This is a genomic window from Candidatus Solirubrobacter pratensis (assembly GCF_000425945.1).
Taxonomy (GTDB): domain Bacteria; phylum Actinomycetota; class Thermoleophilia; order Solirubrobacterales; family Solirubrobacteraceae; genus Solirubrobacter; species Solirubrobacter pratensis.
Genome location: NZ_AUEK01000013.1, coordinates 131,636 through 144,460 on the forward strand (window position 1 = coordinate 131,636; position 12,825 = coordinate 144,460).

Genomic DNA, 12,825 nt, shown 5'->3' on the forward strand with positions numbered 1-12,825 from the left:
GTGCCGGCCGCAGGTCGGCGGCCATTGAGCGCATGTGGCCAACGGTCGAGCTCCGTGAGATCCACGTGTTCCTCACGCTGTGCGAGGAGCTGCACTTCGGCCGGACCGCCGAACGGCCGCATGTGACGTCGGCGCGCGTCAGCCGGATCATCCGCGAGCTCGGCGCGCAGTTGGTGCACGGGCGTCTGTGAACCGCTACGAGCACGTCGTGCCCGGCAGCGGCTGCGCGCTCACGGCTCAGGAGCCGCCCGAGCTCCGGATCGAACTCGAGCAGCGAGCCGATCCGCGTTCGCCGGCGAAGGTCGATGGCAGGACCGCGCGCGTTCGACGCCGAGGTGGGTCGGGCAGCGGTCATGCGCGCCCGGCGATCAGCTCCAGCCGGTGCGAGTCGGCTGGGCAGCGGAGTTCAGCTCCAGCAGGAGTCGTAGCCCGGTCGAGTCGACGAAATCGAGCGCCCGAAGATCCACGATCACGTGGTCGAAGCCCGCGTCGCGGAACTCGGCGATCCGGTGCGGACGCCATGTCGAGCTCGGCCGCCGCCGCGACGCGCACATGGTTGCGCTCGGGAATGACGTCGCACTCGAACTCCGGAGGCTCGAACGGGAGCCTTCATGAGGGGCTGCCGGAGCGGGCGCGAAGTCGAGAATCGATAGATGACCGTACGTGCAGGTACCTTCGCTCGACAACGAGATCGTTAGCGAGGAAGCCAAATGTCAACGGCTCAGACGACAGCCAACAAGGCCACGTTTAGACGCTTCGACGACGCCATCAACAGCGGCGATATCGAGTTGATCTCGAGGATGATCGACGAGCTCGTCGAGCCCGACGCACGGATCCACACGCCGTTGCCGCTTGAAGCGACGGGCGCGCAATTGCTCAAGCAGGTGTGGGCAGCCCTCCTTCAGGCCTACCCCGACCTCCACGTCGCGGTGGAGGACGTGATCGCAGAGGGCGACAAGGTCGTCTGCAGGAACGTCGTTACCGGAACCCACCAAGGCGAGTACATGGGCATCCCACCAACTGGCAAAACCGTTACCTACGACGAGATCTTCATCTTCCGCTTCGCAGACGGCCGAATCGCCGAGACCTGGGGGGTCGTCGACGTCCTCTCGCAAATGCGCCAGCTCGGCGCGGTCCCGGCGTAGGGAACGTCGATGAGACACTTCGTGATCGGAGCGACCGGCAAGGTCGGCCGTCATGTCGTCTCGGCGCTTGTCGAGCGCGGCGAGTCGGTGCGGGCGCTGGTTCGAGACCCGGACACAGCCGGCCTGCCGCCCCAGGTCGAGCTCGTGCCCGGCGAGCTCCCACACGCGGCTGGGTTTGCCAACCGAGTCAGCGGCAGCGACAGCGTCTTCTTGGTCTGGCCGTTCCTCACGCGCCGCGGTGCCGAGGAGCTCGTGCAGGCGATCAGCGGCCACGCGTCCCGCGTCGTATACCTGTCTGCCGAGGCGGCGAGCCGAAGACCCGAGTCCTCTTGGGCGGCGGTCGAGCACGCCGTGGAGCACTCCTTCGACGAGTGGACGTTCTTGCGACCGACCGGGTTCGCCGCCAACACGCTGATGTGGGCCGACCAGATCCGCCGCGATAATGCCGTGCGCTGGGTCTACGGGGAGGCGGCACGGTCGCTGATCGACCAGCGCGACATCGCCGACATCGCTGTGCGGGCGCTGACCGAGCCCGGCCACGCCGGCCAGCGGCACGTCCTGACGGGGCCGGAAGCCATCACCCAGATCGAGCAGGTCCGAGCGATCGGAACGGCCCTAGGACGCGAGCTGCGCTGGGAAGAGATCCAACCGGACCAGCTACGCGACGAACTCACCGGAATCCCCTCCAGCGCATTAGAAACGTGGGCCTCGTTCGTACATGACCCCGAAATCGTCACGCAAACGGTCCGAGAGATCACCGACAGGCCGGCACGCCCCTTCGCTCAATGGGCGCACGACCACGCCGACAAGTTCCGCTAGCCACCACAACGCTCGGCCCTCCATCGGCGCGATGAGGGCGGCGTAGAACACCGACCGCAGGCGCTTATCCGTGACGCGGCCACCGAGCGCGGTGGAGAAGACGTAGTCGTCGGCGCTGGTGAACCTCGCCCGCGTGCTGAGCGCGGCGAGGCGCTGAGCCAGCAGCGGCACGAGCGGCGCCGATCGGGCCCGCTTGCCCTTCGGAGTCGACCGCTCGCCCTCGACGAACCCCGACTCGATCCGCAGCACCGACCACGCAGCGCCACTGCACGTCGCGCGTCTCCCCCATCCGCGGACCCGCGTAGAACATCGTCGCCAGCGCGCCGGCGAACATGTCGCGCTGGGCATCCGACAACTCATCGATCGCGTCCCCCTCGCGCGAGCTCCGCGGGCGCTCGTCGAGCTGCCCGAGCGTCGCTCGGTAGACGCTCTCGAACTCGGCAGGCTCGAGAATGCTGAACCTGCCGCTGTCAACGAGCGAGACCCGCTCGGCGTCGGCCGACGGATTCGACTCGATCAGCTTCCGCCGCTTCGCGAGCCGGAACACACCGTGAAGCAACACGAGGATCTTCTGCACGGTCCGCGGCGACAGATGCGAATCGAGCAGCTCGCGCCGGAACTCGTCCACGTCCTCGGTCGTGAACGTGTCACGCCGCTCCTCACGGACTTCCCAACGGTTGCGACCGCCCACTCGCACCGAGACCTCGAAGCGCTCGATCTCGTACAGCGGCGTCTCAGCGCCGAACCTCGGCAGCAAATACGTATTCGCGGCGTTCGTCGCGTCGCGCAACGTGCTCTTCTTGCGCTGCTTCTCGACGCGCAAGTAGGACAGCCACAGCTCGACCGCGGCCCCGAACGTCGGAATCGCACCCGTGTCCACACGCGGAGGCTCGGCGCGTGGCGTGCGCGCGTCGTCGAGAATCTGGTCGAGCACGTCCTCGCCCATCTTGGGCGTGAGCGCGCCCGGCGGGCAGTCGCCGTTTCCGGCGCGCCAAACGACCGCACCGCGAGCGGTGCGCCGACCCGTGTCCCTGACGTGAGCCTTGCCGAGCGTCCTCGCGTGCTTCGCGCCGCCGGCATCCACCCACAACGCGAAGTACTTGCGCGCCCGCTCCGTGCCCCTGACCTGCAAGTGCCCGGAGACCGCCCCCGGCAGTGCACCGGACCGTCGCTGCGCCCCCGTTACGCCCTCGTTTCGCCCCATGGAGAGTAGAGGCGGCCTTGTCGAGCCTTGCACAGATCTGGCTCTGTGCAAGGCCTTGCAACCAGCGCCCCCGGGAGGATTTGAACCTCCGACCGTCGGCTTAGAAGGCCGCTGCTCTGTCCACTGAGCTACGGGGGCGTGGCCGCCTGTCGCGGACTTAGAAGTCCGCTGCTCTATCCAGCTGAGCTACAGGGGCTCGGCCCGGGAGCTTAACCCGGGTCGGGCGGGACGCCAGCGGTCAGGTGCGCCGGTAGAGGCGTCCAGGGCGCCCTGGACCTTCCGAGCGCTGCTCGCCCGTGTCCGAGAGCAGACCCGTCGCGAGGACGTCGCGGCGGAAGTTCGCCGCGTCGACCCGCTCGCCGCGCAGCGCCTCGTACAGGCGCTGCGCCTGCCGCAGCGTGAACGGCTCGGGGAGCAGGCCCGCTCCCTTGCTCACGAACCAGGACTTGTCGGCGACCCGTGCGCGCAGGCGCCAAAGGCCGTCGTCGACGATCCCGGCGTGGTCGAGCGCCAGGGGCGGGAGTGCGGCGAGCGGGTGCCAGGAGGCGTCGCGGTGGGCCGGCGGGGACGCGGGCAGGATCTCCGGCCTGACCAGCGCCATGTAGGCGATCGAGGGCAGCCACCCGCGCGGGTCGCGGGACGGGTCGGCATAGGTGCGCAGCTGCTCGAGATGCACCGAGCCGACGCCGGTCTTCTCACGCAGCTTGCGCTCCGCGGTCTGCTCGGGCGACTCGGAGGTTCCGACGAAGCCGCCCGGGAGCGCGAACATCCCCCGCTGCGGCTCCTCGAGCCGGCGGGCCAGCAGGACGCAGAGCGCTCCGTCGAGCAGAGTGAAGACGACCGGGTCGGCGGTCAGGCCGATCGGGGCGTCATAGCCGGCATCGTTGGTCGCTCGCATCCGGCCCCAGCATGACGGAGCCGGTCATTGCGTGGCCGGCACGATCGTGACGCTGGTGGCGGGGTTCTCGTTGTTCTGGCCCGTGCCGGCGACCGTCACTGTGGCACCCGGCTTGATGTCTCCGACCGAGCCCGTGGCGCTCTTGCGAACCGTCGTGCTAGAGCTCAACTTGACCTTTACGGTTCCCTGACGGCCCTGGAGCGTCAGCGTGTCGCCGCTGATCGACTGGACCTGGCCGGCCACGCCGCCGAACCCGCCCGCGAACCCGCCGCGGCCGCCGAAGCCGCCACCGCCGTTCTGACCGCCGGTGCCGCCGTTCTGACCGCCCGTGCCGCCGTTCTGGCGGCCCTGGCAGATCGCGCGCACGAGGAACTGGCTGCCACCCCCGCGCGGAGGCGCACCCGCCTGGCCCGTGCCCGCCGCGCCCGCGCCGGCGCCGCCCCCGGTCGGAGCCGCGGCCACGCCCGTGTCGCCGCACGCGAGCTTGCCGTCCTGCGCCTGCTGGACGGCCTCGGCGAACGTCGACGGGCCGCCGCCGGCGCCGGCGTGACCGGCGAAGTAGCCGATCGCGCCCAGCGCGATCGCGACGACGGCGGCGATGGCGATCGTGCGCCCCGGCCCGCGGTAGTCGTCGTCGTACTCCTCGTCCTGGTCGTGCGGCTCCTCGAGCACCGTCGTCTTGTCCTCGCTCATCCGCCGTTTCCTTCCTGATTCGCTGGTGCTCCGCCGCGAGCGCCGAACAGCCCGGCGAGCCCGCTCGTCGCGTTCTTGGCGGTCGCGGTGATCGACGTCGCCGTCACCGTGCCGCTGCTGGACTTCGTCCCCTGGACGATCACCGTGTCGCCCGGGTGCACGTCCGTGGCCTTGCTGGTCGCGGTCCGCGTGACCTTCGAGCTGCCGGTCGTCTTGACGCGGATCGTGTTGCCGCTCGAGTCGGTCACGTAGAGCGTCTTGCCGTCGACGTTGGCGACCGAGCCGGTCGTCGCGTCGGCGCCGCCCGCACCGCCCCCGCCGAAGCCCGCGCCACCGCCGGCGCGACCGCCCGCCGCGCCGCCGCCACCCGCGCCGCCCCCGCGAGCGAACCCGCCCGCCGCCGCGCCGCCCGTGGACGGTGTGCTCCCGGAGGACTTCTGCATCTGCACGCCGCCGATGAACCCGAGCGCCGCGAGCAGCACGGCGGTCAGCGAGGCGGTCAAGGGCGTCACGAGCTTGCGGCGCGGCCGCCGGGGAAGCTCCAGCTCTGCTGTGGTCATTCGAACCTCAATGCGTCGATCGGGCGCATGCGCGCCGCGCGGCCTGCGGGATACGTGCCGAAGAACAGCCCGGCGAGGACGGAGGCGCCGAACGCGAGGAAGACCGAGTACAGGGCGATCGAGGGCTCGACGCCGGCGATCTTGAAGTGGCTGCCGATGATTCCCACCGCCACTCCGGTGAGCCCGCCGATCATCGAGACGAGCACCGCCTCGGCGAGGAACTGGGCGAGGATGTCCGACCGCCGCGCGCCGATCGCCTTCCTGATCCCGATCTCGCGCGTTCGCTCGGTGACCGAGACGAGCATGATGTTCATCACTCCGATTCCGCCGACCAGCAGCGAGATCGCCGCGACCGCGCCGAGCAGCGTCGTGAACACGTTCGTGGTCGCGTCGGACGCCTCGAGCACCGACCCCTGGTTGATCACGGAGAACCCGGGGTTCGTCGGGTCGGTGACGTTCTTGCGCTCATAGAGGATCGACTCGACCTCGGCCTGCGCGGCGTTGAGCGCGGAGGCCGACTTCGCCTGCACGGTGATCGAGCTCAGCCCGCCGTACCCGGTCAGCGAGTCCTGCACGGCGGTGAGCGGCGCGAACGCGACGTCGTCCTGGTCCTGCGCTCCGTTGGAGCCCTTGGGCGCGGTGACGCCGATGACCTGGAAGCCCGTGCCGTTCACGCGAACGGTCTGGCCCACCGGATCGGCGCCCGAGAACAGGTTCTGCACGACCGTCGGCCCGAGCACGACGACGCGCTTGTGCGCCTTCACGTCGGCCGAGGAGAACATCTGGCCCGTCGCGACGGTGTAGGAGCGCGTGTCGAGGTACGACGGCACGGTTCCGGTGAACGTGCTCGGTTGGTAGCTCACCGATCCGCTCACCAGCGTGGTGCCGGTCGCGTTCTCGACCGCCGACACCGCCTTGATGTCAGGCGCGTTGAAGCTGTCGCTCAGCGCGTCCACGTCGCGCTGGTCGAAGGTGACCGACGCGCCGCCTCCGCCTCCCGGGCCGAAGCGGCCGCCCTGCGCCTGCACGAGCAGGACGTTGGATCCGAGGGCGTTGATGCGTGCCTGGACCGCCTGCTTGGAGCCGTTGCCGACGGCGACGAGGATGATCACGGCCGCGACGCCGATCGTCATGCCGAGGATCGTCAGGCCGGAGCGCAGCTTGTTCGCCGCGATCCCGGCCAGCGCGATGCGCAGCGTCTCGCGCGCGTTCATGTCCGGCGGTCCTCGACGACCTCGCCGTCGGCCAGCCGGATCACGCGCCGCGCGCGCGCAGCGACGTCCTCCTCGTGCGTGATCAGCACGACCGTCCGGCCCTCGGCGTTCAGGGACGCGAACAGCTCCAGCACCTCGTGCGTGGAGTGCGAGTCAAGGTTGCCGGTCGGCTCGTCGGCGAGCACCAGCGCGGGGTTGGTGACGATGGCGCGCGCGACGGCGACGCGCTGCTGCTGGCCGCCGGAGAGCTCGGACGGCAGGTGGTGGAGCCGCTGGCCCATCCCGACGGCGAGCAGCGCGTCGGTCGCGCGGCGCCGCCGCTGCGCCCGGCTCAGCCCCGCGTAGGTGAGCGGCAGCTCGACGTTGGCGAGCGCACTCGTGCGCGGGACGAGGTTGAAGGCCTGGAAGACGAACCCGATCTTGCGGTTGCGCAGGTCCGACAGGTCGTCCTCGTCGATGTCGCGCACGTCGACGCCGTCGAGCAGATAGGTCCCCGCCGTCGGCGAGTCGAGACAGCCCGCGATGTGCATCAGCGTGCTCTTGCCGGAGCCGGAGCTGCCCATGATCGCGACGTGCTCGCCGCGCTCGATCAGCAGTGAGACGCTCTGCAGCGCGTGCACCATGACGTCCTCGGTCACCTGGTAGGTGCGCGAGACGTCGCGCAGCTCGATGACCGCCGTGCTCATCCGCCGCCGCGGAACCCGCCGCCGCCGCCGAAGCCGCCGCCGCCGCCGCGGAACCCTCCGCCGCCGGCGCCGCCGAAGCCGCCGCCGCCCCCGAGTCCGCCGCCGAAGCCGCCCGCGCCGCCGGCGCCCTGCGTCCGTCCGCCGGCCGTGCTGCCGGCGAGCGCGCTGGTGGACGTGATCACGACCTTGTCGCCGGTGTTCAGCCCGCTCACGACCTGGGTCGTGCTGTCCCCCACGACGCCGGTCTGGACGCGCTGGGTGGTGCGCTCGCCGTTGCGCTCGACGGTGACGGTGGAGCCGCGAAGCGCCTGGTTGGGAACGGTGACGCCCGAGGCCTGGCCGGTGATGATGTCGGCCGTCGCGCTCATCCCGGCGCGGACGCCGTCGGCGTTCTGGTCGAGCGTCACCGTGACCGGGTAGCTGACTGCGCTGCTGGTGCCCGAGCCGCTGGAGCTCGAGAGCACGCCGATCGCCGTGACGTGCGCGCCGACCTGCTCGCCCGAGACGGCGTTGATCGTCACCGTCGCCTTCTGGCCGGTCTCGACCTTGCCGATGTCGGACTCGCTCAGCGCGACCTCCATCTTCAGCCGCGAGAGCTGCGCGAGGACGATGAAGCCCGAGCTGCTCGTGCTGCTCGCGCCCGAGCTCGCGGCCCCGCCGCCGCCTCCGGCCGAGCCCGAGCCCGAGCCCGAGCCCGACGAGGAGGACGACGACGACGAGCCGCTGCCGACGGTGTCGCCGACGTCGTCGGAGATCGACGCGATCGTGCCCGCGGCGGGCGCGCGCAGGGTGGTCGCGTCGAGCGCGCCCTGGGCCTCCTTGACCGCGAGCTCGGCGCTCTCGACGCCGGCCTGGGCAGACTGGAGGCTCATCGTCGAGCCGCCGCCCGCCGAGCCCCCGGAGCTCAAGGACGAGCCTCCGCCGGAGGAGGACGACGAGCCGCCGCCGCGCGAGCCGCCGCCCGATTGCACCGGCGCCGGCGTCGCCGAGGCGCGCGGCTTGGGAGTGGCCGAGGCGCGCGGCTTGGGCGTGGCCGTGGCGCGGGGCGTCGGCGTCGCGCGCGGATCGGGCGTGGCGGTCGCGCCCGGCTTGGGCGTTGCCGTCGGCGTCGCCGAGGGCGACGGCGTCGGCGGCGGACTCACCTGCGCCGCGACGGCGACCATGGTCCCGCCGTCCGACGCAGTCGCCACCGCCTCCGTCGCCGTCGCCGTCCCGCCGCGCGACGCCGTCTGCGCGGTCGTGCCGCCCGACTCGACCTGGTCGAGCGCGTCCTGGGCGTCCACGAGCTGCGCCTGCGCCTGCGCCAGGTCGACGCGCTGACTCGCGTCGTCGAGCTTGGCCAGCAGGTCGCCCTGCGAGACGTGCTCGCCCTCCTTGACGTAGATCTTCTTGATCCGGCCGGTGGTGCCGAAGTTCACGTCCAGCTGGTTCGCCGGCGCGAGGTTCCCGCTGCCGGAGACGACCGTCTGCACGACGCCCCGGGAGACCGTGACGACGCGCTCGGAGACCGTGGCCTGGGAGGAGGAGCCGACCGACAGCACCGCGACGACGACCGTGGCGGCCGTGCCGAGCCCCAGCAGGACCGGAACGGCCGGAAGCCCGCGGCGCGCCGAAGGCTGCTTCGGCTTCGCGGGACGGCGCCGTCGTGGCGGCTTCTTACGTGGCGGCTTCCGTGGCGGCATCCGTGACCGCCAGAAGGAAGCCAGACCTATGTAAGGGCGCCGAGGGAGAAGCTGAAGAAGTGTTTAAATCAGGCGCGTTCCCCCGCCTATGCGAGGGACCCGACGAGCTGCGAGATCGCCGCCGCGAACGCGTCGACGTCCTCCTCGCGCGTATCCCACGCGCACATCCAGCGCACCTCGCGGGTGTGCTCCTCCCAGAAGTAGAAGTGGAAGTCCTCCTGCAGGCGCTCGGCGGCACCTTCGGGCAGGATCGCGAAGACGCCGTTGGCCTGGACGGCCTGCGTGAGCCGGATGCCGTCGAGCCCTTCGACCGCCTCCCCCAGCCGCCGCGCCATCGCGTTCGCGTGGCCCGCCGCGCGGCGCCACAGGTCGCCGGTCAGCAGCGCCTCCAGCTGCGCGGAGATGAAGCGCATCTTCGACGCGAGCTGCACGGTCTGCTTGCGCAGATAGCGCACCGGATCAGTCAGATCGTCGCGCAGCACGATCACCGCCTCGCCGGCCACGAGCCCGACCTTGGTCCCGCCGAAGGACACGACGTCGGCGCCGACGTCGGTCGCGATCGCGCGCAGCGGCACGTCGAGCGACGCCGCCGCGTTGGCCAGGCGCGACCCGTCGACGTGGAAGAGCATCCCGTGCGCGTGCGCGTGCTCGCCGATCGCCGCCATCTCCGCCGGCGTGTAGACGGTGCCGAGCTCGGTCGACTGCGTGATCGATACGACGCCGGGCTGCGAAGCGTGCTCGTCGCCGATGCGGACCATCCGGCGATCGACCAGCTCCGGGGTGAGCTTGCCGTCAGGCGTCGGGACGGTCAGCAGCTTGATGCCGCCGAGCACCTCCGGGGCGCCGCCCTCGTCGACGTTCAGGTGCGCGGTCGCGGCGCAGATGACGCCCTGCCACGGCTTGAGCATCGAGCGCAGGCCGACGATGTTGGCGCCGGTGCCGTTGAAGACCGGGAACGCGACGGCGGCGGCGCCGAAGTGCTCGCGCACGCGCTCCTGCAACCGCGCGGTCCAGTCGTCGGCGCCGTAGGAGACGGCCGGGCCGTGGTTGGCCGCGGCGATGGCTTCGAGCGCCTCGGGCAGGGCCGTGGCGTAGTTGTCGCTGGCGAAGTTGCGCACGGGCCACGACGATATCCGCATCGATCCGTATCGCATGTACCTCGTCGTCCGGCGCGGCGCGTTCTCCGATCTGTCCACCGGCGGCGAGCTTGCGGGCGCCGCCGCGGTCGCGTGCGTGCGCGGCTTCGAGGTCCCCGAGCAGTGGCGCGAGCGGCCAGGGAAGGTGACGCTGCGGGCGCGCACCGGCGGGCAGTGGGACCAGGTGCTCGAGCTCCCGCACGCGCTGGCCGGCGACGCGGTCGCCGCGCTCCCGCCGGTGCGCCGCTCCGAGCGCGCGCCGCTGCTCGCCAAGCTGCAGGCGATGAGCACAGAGCTCGAGCCGCCGCCGGCGGGTGCCGCGCCCGACGGGCGCCTCACCTACGCGCTGAACCCGCGCATCGCCATGAGCTCGGGCAAGACGCTCGCCCAGATCGCCCACGCGGCGGTCATGGCCGCCGACGCGCTGCCGGCGTGGACCGACGCGGGCTGCCCGGCGCGCGTCGTCCTCCCCACACCGGCCGAGTTCGACGCGCTGCCGCGCTGCATCGCCGAGGTCGTCGACGCCGGGCTCACCGAAGTCGCACCGGGAACCGTAACCGTCCGGGCCCTCGCTCCTGCGATACTCGCCGGCTGACGGGGCGTGGCGCAGCCTGGTAGCGCGCGTGCTTTGGGAGCACGAGGTCCCGGGTTCAAATCCCGGCGCCCCGATTCACTGGGAAGGCCTGCGGATGCGGGGCGTCGCGCATCCGCTGCAGTCCGAATCGCCGGAGTAGCGCCGGGGAGCTGCCGGCTTCTTGTCGGTGCCGGCCCGGTGTCGGCCCGGACGCGCGTGTGGTTGCCGGCGACGCCGTGCCGGCGAGCCCGGGCTCCGCGGGTGGGAAGTCAGGCACGGCGGTGAGGTACCTGTGGTGGCCCGCCGTGACCCCGGTCGTCCGCGTGGGCCGCGACGGTCAGGCGGCGTTCACGGAGGCTCACCGGAGTGTTCACCACGCGCGCGGCCAGCGGCGTCGCGCCGATGTCCTCGGCGGTGCGGATCGGCGAGTCGTAGAAGACGCGCTCGATGTGATCGCCGAGCCGCTGCGCGATCTCGGGCAGGTCGTGCGGGTCCTCCAGGCAGGCGTCCGGGAACGCGGCGAGCACGTGGTCGTACAGCGCACCCAGCGCCCCGGTCCTCGACCTCGAAGCCGTGATGGCCTTTGAAGTCGATCGTGTCGACCGCGCCGGTCGCTGCGACCTCGTCAACGAGCGCCGGCGCCCAGGTCGCCTCCGCGTCGAGCTTGAAGCGCACACCGGGCGAGCGGGCGAGCCGCCGGCGCACCGGCTCGATCGAAGGCTGCTTGCCGAGGCCGAGCGAGGTCACGAAGCGCACCGGCTGCGGCTCGCGTCCGAGCGCGTCGTGCAGGGAGCGGCCGGCCTGGCGCAGCGCGAGGTCGAGCGCCGCCGACTCGAACGCCCAGTTGGGCAAGCGCAGTGCCCCGCAGCGGTGCGGAGCTACTCGTTGCGCAGGGCGGTTGCTCGCCCGCGACGGCCGCGCGACCGGGCTCCACGACGTGTTCGCGGACGGCCGCTACACCTTCGCCCACCCGCAGCTCAATGGTGCGCTGCGACCACTGCGCGACCCGCACGCCACCGACGACGAGGCCGACCTGGCGGCGTGATCGAGCACGGCCCGGGAGGCGCGTTGTCAGCGGTCGAGCGCCTCGAGCGCCGCGCGGCGATCCTCAATCCCGGAGCGCGCGTAACGGCGCGTGGTCCTGACATCGGCGCGACCGAGCACGTCGGCAACCAGCGCCAAGTCGCGGCCGTGCTCCCGGACCAGCCGTGTCGCGAGCGTGTGCCGCAGCCCGTGCGCGGTCTCCTGCACGCCGGCCGCCGCCATCACCTTCGTGACCAGCTTGGTGATCGAGCGCACCGACAGCTGCTCGCCGGTCCGGGAGATCCACAGCGGCCCGCGATCGCGCTCCGGCCCGGTTGGATGGTTCTGGCGGTCGGTGAGCCACGGTCGCAGCGCGGCTCGGGCGCCACGGTTGAGGGGCACGACGCGGCGGCGGTCACCCTTGGCGTGGCGAATGACGAGCTCGCCGGTGCGCTGCGTCAGGCGCACATCACCGACGTCCAGGTCGGCGAGCTCGCCGATCCGCAGGCGCGTGCGCAATAGCAGCTCCATGATCGCCCGGTCGCGGGTCGACCGGAGACGGTCGGTCTCGAGCTGAACCTCGCGTAGTTGCTCCGGCGTGAGGGCCCGCGGCGGCACGGGGTCGACTTCGACGCGCGGCACGCGCGGTGCGGGCAGCGCGAGCGAGTCCAGCAGCGACGTCGCCGCGGCCAGTGCGAGGTTGACCGTCGAGGGCGCGAGGGCGCGGTCGACGAGGCGCCTGCGCCAGTCCCCCAGGAGGGCGCGGCGGTCGTGCTCCCCGTCGCGGGCGAGGAACCTGCGCAGTTCGTCGCCGGCCTGCAGGTGGGCGACGAGCTCGCTGACCCAGCGGCGGTAGCCGGCGCGGGTGCGAGCGGCGAGCGCTTGGCGCTGCACCCAGCGGTCGTAGTCGGCGAGGATCTGGTCAGCGGACACCCGCGGATCTTGTCGGAACCGCCGGACGGCCGGCTCGGATCCGCCGCGGGCGCGTTGTGCGCCGCCCAGCGGACCGGCGCAACGTTGTGGCCGTCACCCGGGCGCGCAGCATGTAGCCCGCCGACGACGACACCGGCATCGCCGGCTTTCAGCAACAGCCCGCGTTGACGCGCTCGTCGTCTGGCTGCGAGCGCGTTCCAAAGGTGTTGGCTGGCGCGGCTTCATCGGCGCCGCCGAGGCTCGTGCGCGAGTCCGCTG

16 protein-coding genes and 2 tRNA genes are annotated in these 12,825 nt (G+C 71.8%); 6 read left to right on the plus strand and 12 right to left on the minus strand.

Annotated features, from left to right (window positions below; all coding sequences use genetic code 11):
• Nucleotides 1–32 precede the first annotated feature (32 nt).
• Nucleotides 33–191: a LysR family transcriptional regulator gene (locus H958_RS46515; protein ID WP_196807469.1), complete on the plus strand. Its 159-nt coding sequence runs from the start codon at nt 33–35 to the stop codon at nt 189–191.
• A gap of 177 nt (nt 192–368) precedes the next feature.
• Here H958_RS46515 and H958_RS0120285 read toward each other — a convergent pair whose 3' ends face one another.
• The gene (locus tag H958_RS0120285) at nt 369–554 is read right to left on the minus strand and encodes an STAS domain-containing protein (protein WP_028059993.1); all 186 of its coding nucleotides are present in this window, start codon (nt 552–554) and stop codon (nt 369–371) included.
• Nucleotides 555–710: 156 nt separating this feature from the next.
• Between H958_RS0120285 and H958_RS0120290 the strand changes: the two genes are divergently transcribed.
• Together H958_RS0120290 and H958_RS0120295 are read left to right on the plus strand one after the other, a co-directional pair.
• Complete coding sequence (locus H958_RS0120290) at nt 711–1,145, plus strand: ester cyclase (protein ID WP_028059994.1); 435 nt, start codon at nt 711–713, stop codon at nt 1,143–1,145.
• A 9-nt stretch (nt 1,146–1,154) separates the two neighbouring features.
• Complete coding sequence (locus H958_RS0120295) at nt 1,155–1,964, plus strand: NAD(P)H-binding protein (protein WP_028059995.1); 810 nt, start codon at nt 1,155–1,157, stop codon at nt 1,962–1,964.
• A gap of 64 nt (nt 1,965–2,028) precedes the next feature.
• On the opposite strand, the gene H958_RS0120300 is transcribed toward H958_RS0120295, so the two are convergent.
• The 9 genes from H958_RS0120300 to H958_RS0120340 all read right to left on the minus strand — a co-directional run bounded on the left by H958_RS0120300 (nt 2,029) and on the right by H958_RS0120340 (nt 10,055).
• Nucleotides 2,029–3,168, minus strand: a complete 1,140-nt coding sequence (locus H958_RS0120300) for a hypothetical protein (RefSeq protein ID WP_231379320.1) — start codon at nt 3,166–3,168, stop codon at nt 2,029–2,031.
• Nucleotides 3,169–3,233: 65 nt separating this feature from the next.
• Nucleotides 3,234–3,306 (minus strand) — tRNA-Arg (locus H958_RS0120305).
• Nucleotides 3,307–3,406: 100 nt separating this feature from the next.
• The gene (locus H958_RS39020) at nt 3,407–4,066 is read right to left on the minus strand and encodes an NUDIX hydrolase (RefSeq protein ID WP_051324571.1); all 660 of its coding nucleotides are present in this window, start codon (nt 4,064–4,066) and stop codon (nt 3,407–3,409) included.
• 24 nt (nt 4,067–4,090) lie between these two features.
• Complete coding sequence (locus tag H958_RS43760; protein ID WP_028059997.1) at nt 4,091–4,759, minus strand: hypothetical protein; 669 nt, start codon at nt 4,757–4,759, stop codon at nt 4,091–4,093.
• Nucleotides 4,756–5,319 carry a hypothetical protein gene (locus H958_RS43765; RefSeq protein ID WP_051324572.1) on the minus strand — a complete coding sequence of 188 codons (564 nt, stop codon included), beginning with the start codon at nt 5,317–5,319 and terminating at the stop codon, nt 4,756–4,758. The genes H958_RS43760 and H958_RS43765 overlap by 4 nt, the downstream gene beginning before the upstream one ends.
• A complete protein-coding gene (locus H958_RS0120325) occupies nt 5,316–6,533 on the minus strand; it encodes an ABC transporter permease (protein ID WP_028059998.1) in 1,218 nt (405 codons plus the stop codon). The genes H958_RS43765 and H958_RS0120325 overlap by 4 nt, the downstream gene beginning before the upstream one ends.
• Nucleotides 6,530–7,219 carry an ABC transporter ATP-binding protein gene (locus H958_RS0120330; protein ID WP_028059999.1) on the minus strand — a complete coding sequence of 230 codons (690 nt, stop codon included), beginning with the start codon at nt 7,217–7,219 and terminating at the stop codon, nt 6,530–6,532. Before H958_RS0120330 ends, H958_RS0120325 begins: the two co-directional genes overlap by 4 nt.
• The gene (locus H958_RS43770) at nt 7,216–8,901 is read right to left on the minus strand and encodes an efflux RND transporter periplasmic adaptor subunit (RefSeq protein WP_051324573.1); all 1,686 of its coding nucleotides are present in this window, start codon (nt 8,899–8,901) and stop codon (nt 7,216–7,218) included. Before H958_RS43770 ends, H958_RS0120330 begins: the two co-directional genes overlap by 4 nt.
• An 86-nt stretch (nt 8,902–8,987) precedes the next feature.
• The gene (locus H958_RS0120340; protein WP_051324574.1) at nt 8,988–10,055 is read right to left on the minus strand and encodes a threonine aldolase family protein; all 1,068 of its coding nucleotides are present in this window, start codon (nt 10,053–10,055) and stop codon (nt 8,988–8,990) included.
• Between H958_RS0120340 and H958_RS43775 the strand changes: the two genes are divergently transcribed.
• Nucleotides 10,054–10,632, plus strand: a complete 579-nt coding sequence (locus tag H958_RS43775; protein WP_051324575.1) for a peptidyl-tRNA hydrolase — start codon at nt 10,054–10,056, stop codon at nt 10,630–10,632. The genes H958_RS0120340 and H958_RS43775 overlap by 2 nt on opposite strands.
• Nucleotides 10,633–10,706 (plus strand) — tRNA-Pro (locus tag H958_RS0120350).
• Nucleotides 10,707–10,880: 174 nt separating this feature from the next.
• On the opposite strand, the gene H958_RS0120355 is transcribed toward H958_RS0120350, so the two are convergent.
• Complete coding sequence (locus H958_RS0120355; protein ID WP_028060001.1) at nt 10,881–11,138, minus strand: hypothetical protein; 258 nt, start codon at nt 11,136–11,138, stop codon at nt 10,881–10,883.
• Between the two features lie 371 nt (nt 11,139–11,509).
• On the opposite strand from H958_RS0120355, the gene H958_RS46520 reads away from it, so the two are divergent.
• Nucleotides 11,510–11,656 carry a hypothetical protein gene (locus H958_RS46520; RefSeq protein ID WP_156028108.1) on the plus strand — a complete coding sequence of 49 codons (147 nt, stop codon included), beginning with the start codon at nt 11,510–11,512 and terminating at the stop codon, nt 11,654–11,656.
• Nucleotides 11,657–11,682: 26 nt separating this feature from the next.
• Here H958_RS46520 and H958_RS43780 read toward each other — a convergent pair whose 3' ends face one another.
• Nucleotides 11,683–12,567, minus strand: a complete 885-nt coding sequence (locus H958_RS43780; protein WP_051324576.1) for a tyrosine-type recombinase/integrase — start codon at nt 12,565–12,567, stop codon at nt 11,683–11,685.
• Nucleotides 12,568–12,825: the final 258 nt, after the last annotated feature.

What these genes read in the sequence shown, in the direction of transcription:
- H958_RS43775 (WP_051324575.1), top strand. Translation starts at nt 10,054, where the DNA reads ATGTACCTCGTCGTCCGGCGCGGCGCGTTCTCCGATCTGTCCACCGGC.
- H958_RS0120295 (WP_028059995.1), top strand. Translation starts at nt 1,155, where the DNA reads ATGAGACACTTCGTGATCGGAGCGACCGGCAAGGTCGGCCGTCATGTC.
- H958_RS0120300 (WP_231379320.1), bottom strand. Translation starts at nt 3,168, where the DNA reads ATGGGGCGAAACGAGGGCGTAACGGGGGCGCAGCGACGGTCCGGTGCA.
- H958_RS39020 (WP_051324571.1), bottom strand. Translation starts at nt 4,066, where the DNA reads ATGCGAGCGACCAACGATGCCGGCTATGACGCCCCGATCGGCCTGACC.
- H958_RS43760 (WP_028059997.1), bottom strand. Translation starts at nt 4,759, where the DNA reads ATGAGCGAGGACAAGACGACGGTGCTCGAGGAGCCGCACGACCAGGAC.
- H958_RS0120330 (WP_028059999.1), bottom strand. Translation starts at nt 7,219, where the DNA reads ATGAGCACGGCGGTCATCGAGCTGCGCGACGTCTCGCGCACCTACCAG.
- H958_RS0120325 (WP_028059998.1), bottom strand. Translation starts at nt 6,533, where the DNA reads ATGAACGCGCGCGAGACGCTGCGCATCGCGCTGGCCGGGATCGCGGCG.
- H958_RS43770 (WP_051324573.1), bottom strand. Translation starts at nt 8,901, where the DNA reads ATGCCGCCACGGAAGCCGCCACGTAAGAAGCCGCCACGACGGCGCCGT.
- H958_RS0120285 (WP_028059993.1), bottom strand. Translation starts at nt 554, where the DNA reads ATGTGCGCGTCGCGGCGGCGGCCGAGCTCGACATGGCGTCCGCACCGG.
- H958_RS0120290 (WP_028059994.1), top strand. Translation starts at nt 711, where the DNA reads ATGTCAACGGCTCAGACGACAGCCAACAAGGCCACGTTTAGACGCTTC.
- H958_RS0120340 (WP_051324574.1), bottom strand. Translation starts at nt 10,055, where the DNA reads ATGCGATACGGATCGATGCGGATATCGTCGTGGCCCGTGCGCAACTTC.
- H958_RS43765 (WP_051324572.1), bottom strand. Translation starts at nt 5,319, where the DNA reads ATGACCACAGCAGAGCTGGAGCTTCCCCGGCGGCCGCGCCGCAAGCTC.
- H958_RS46515 (WP_196807469.1), top strand. Translation starts at nt 33, where the DNA reads ATGTGGCCAACGGTCGAGCTCCGTGAGATCCACGTGTTCCTCACGCTG.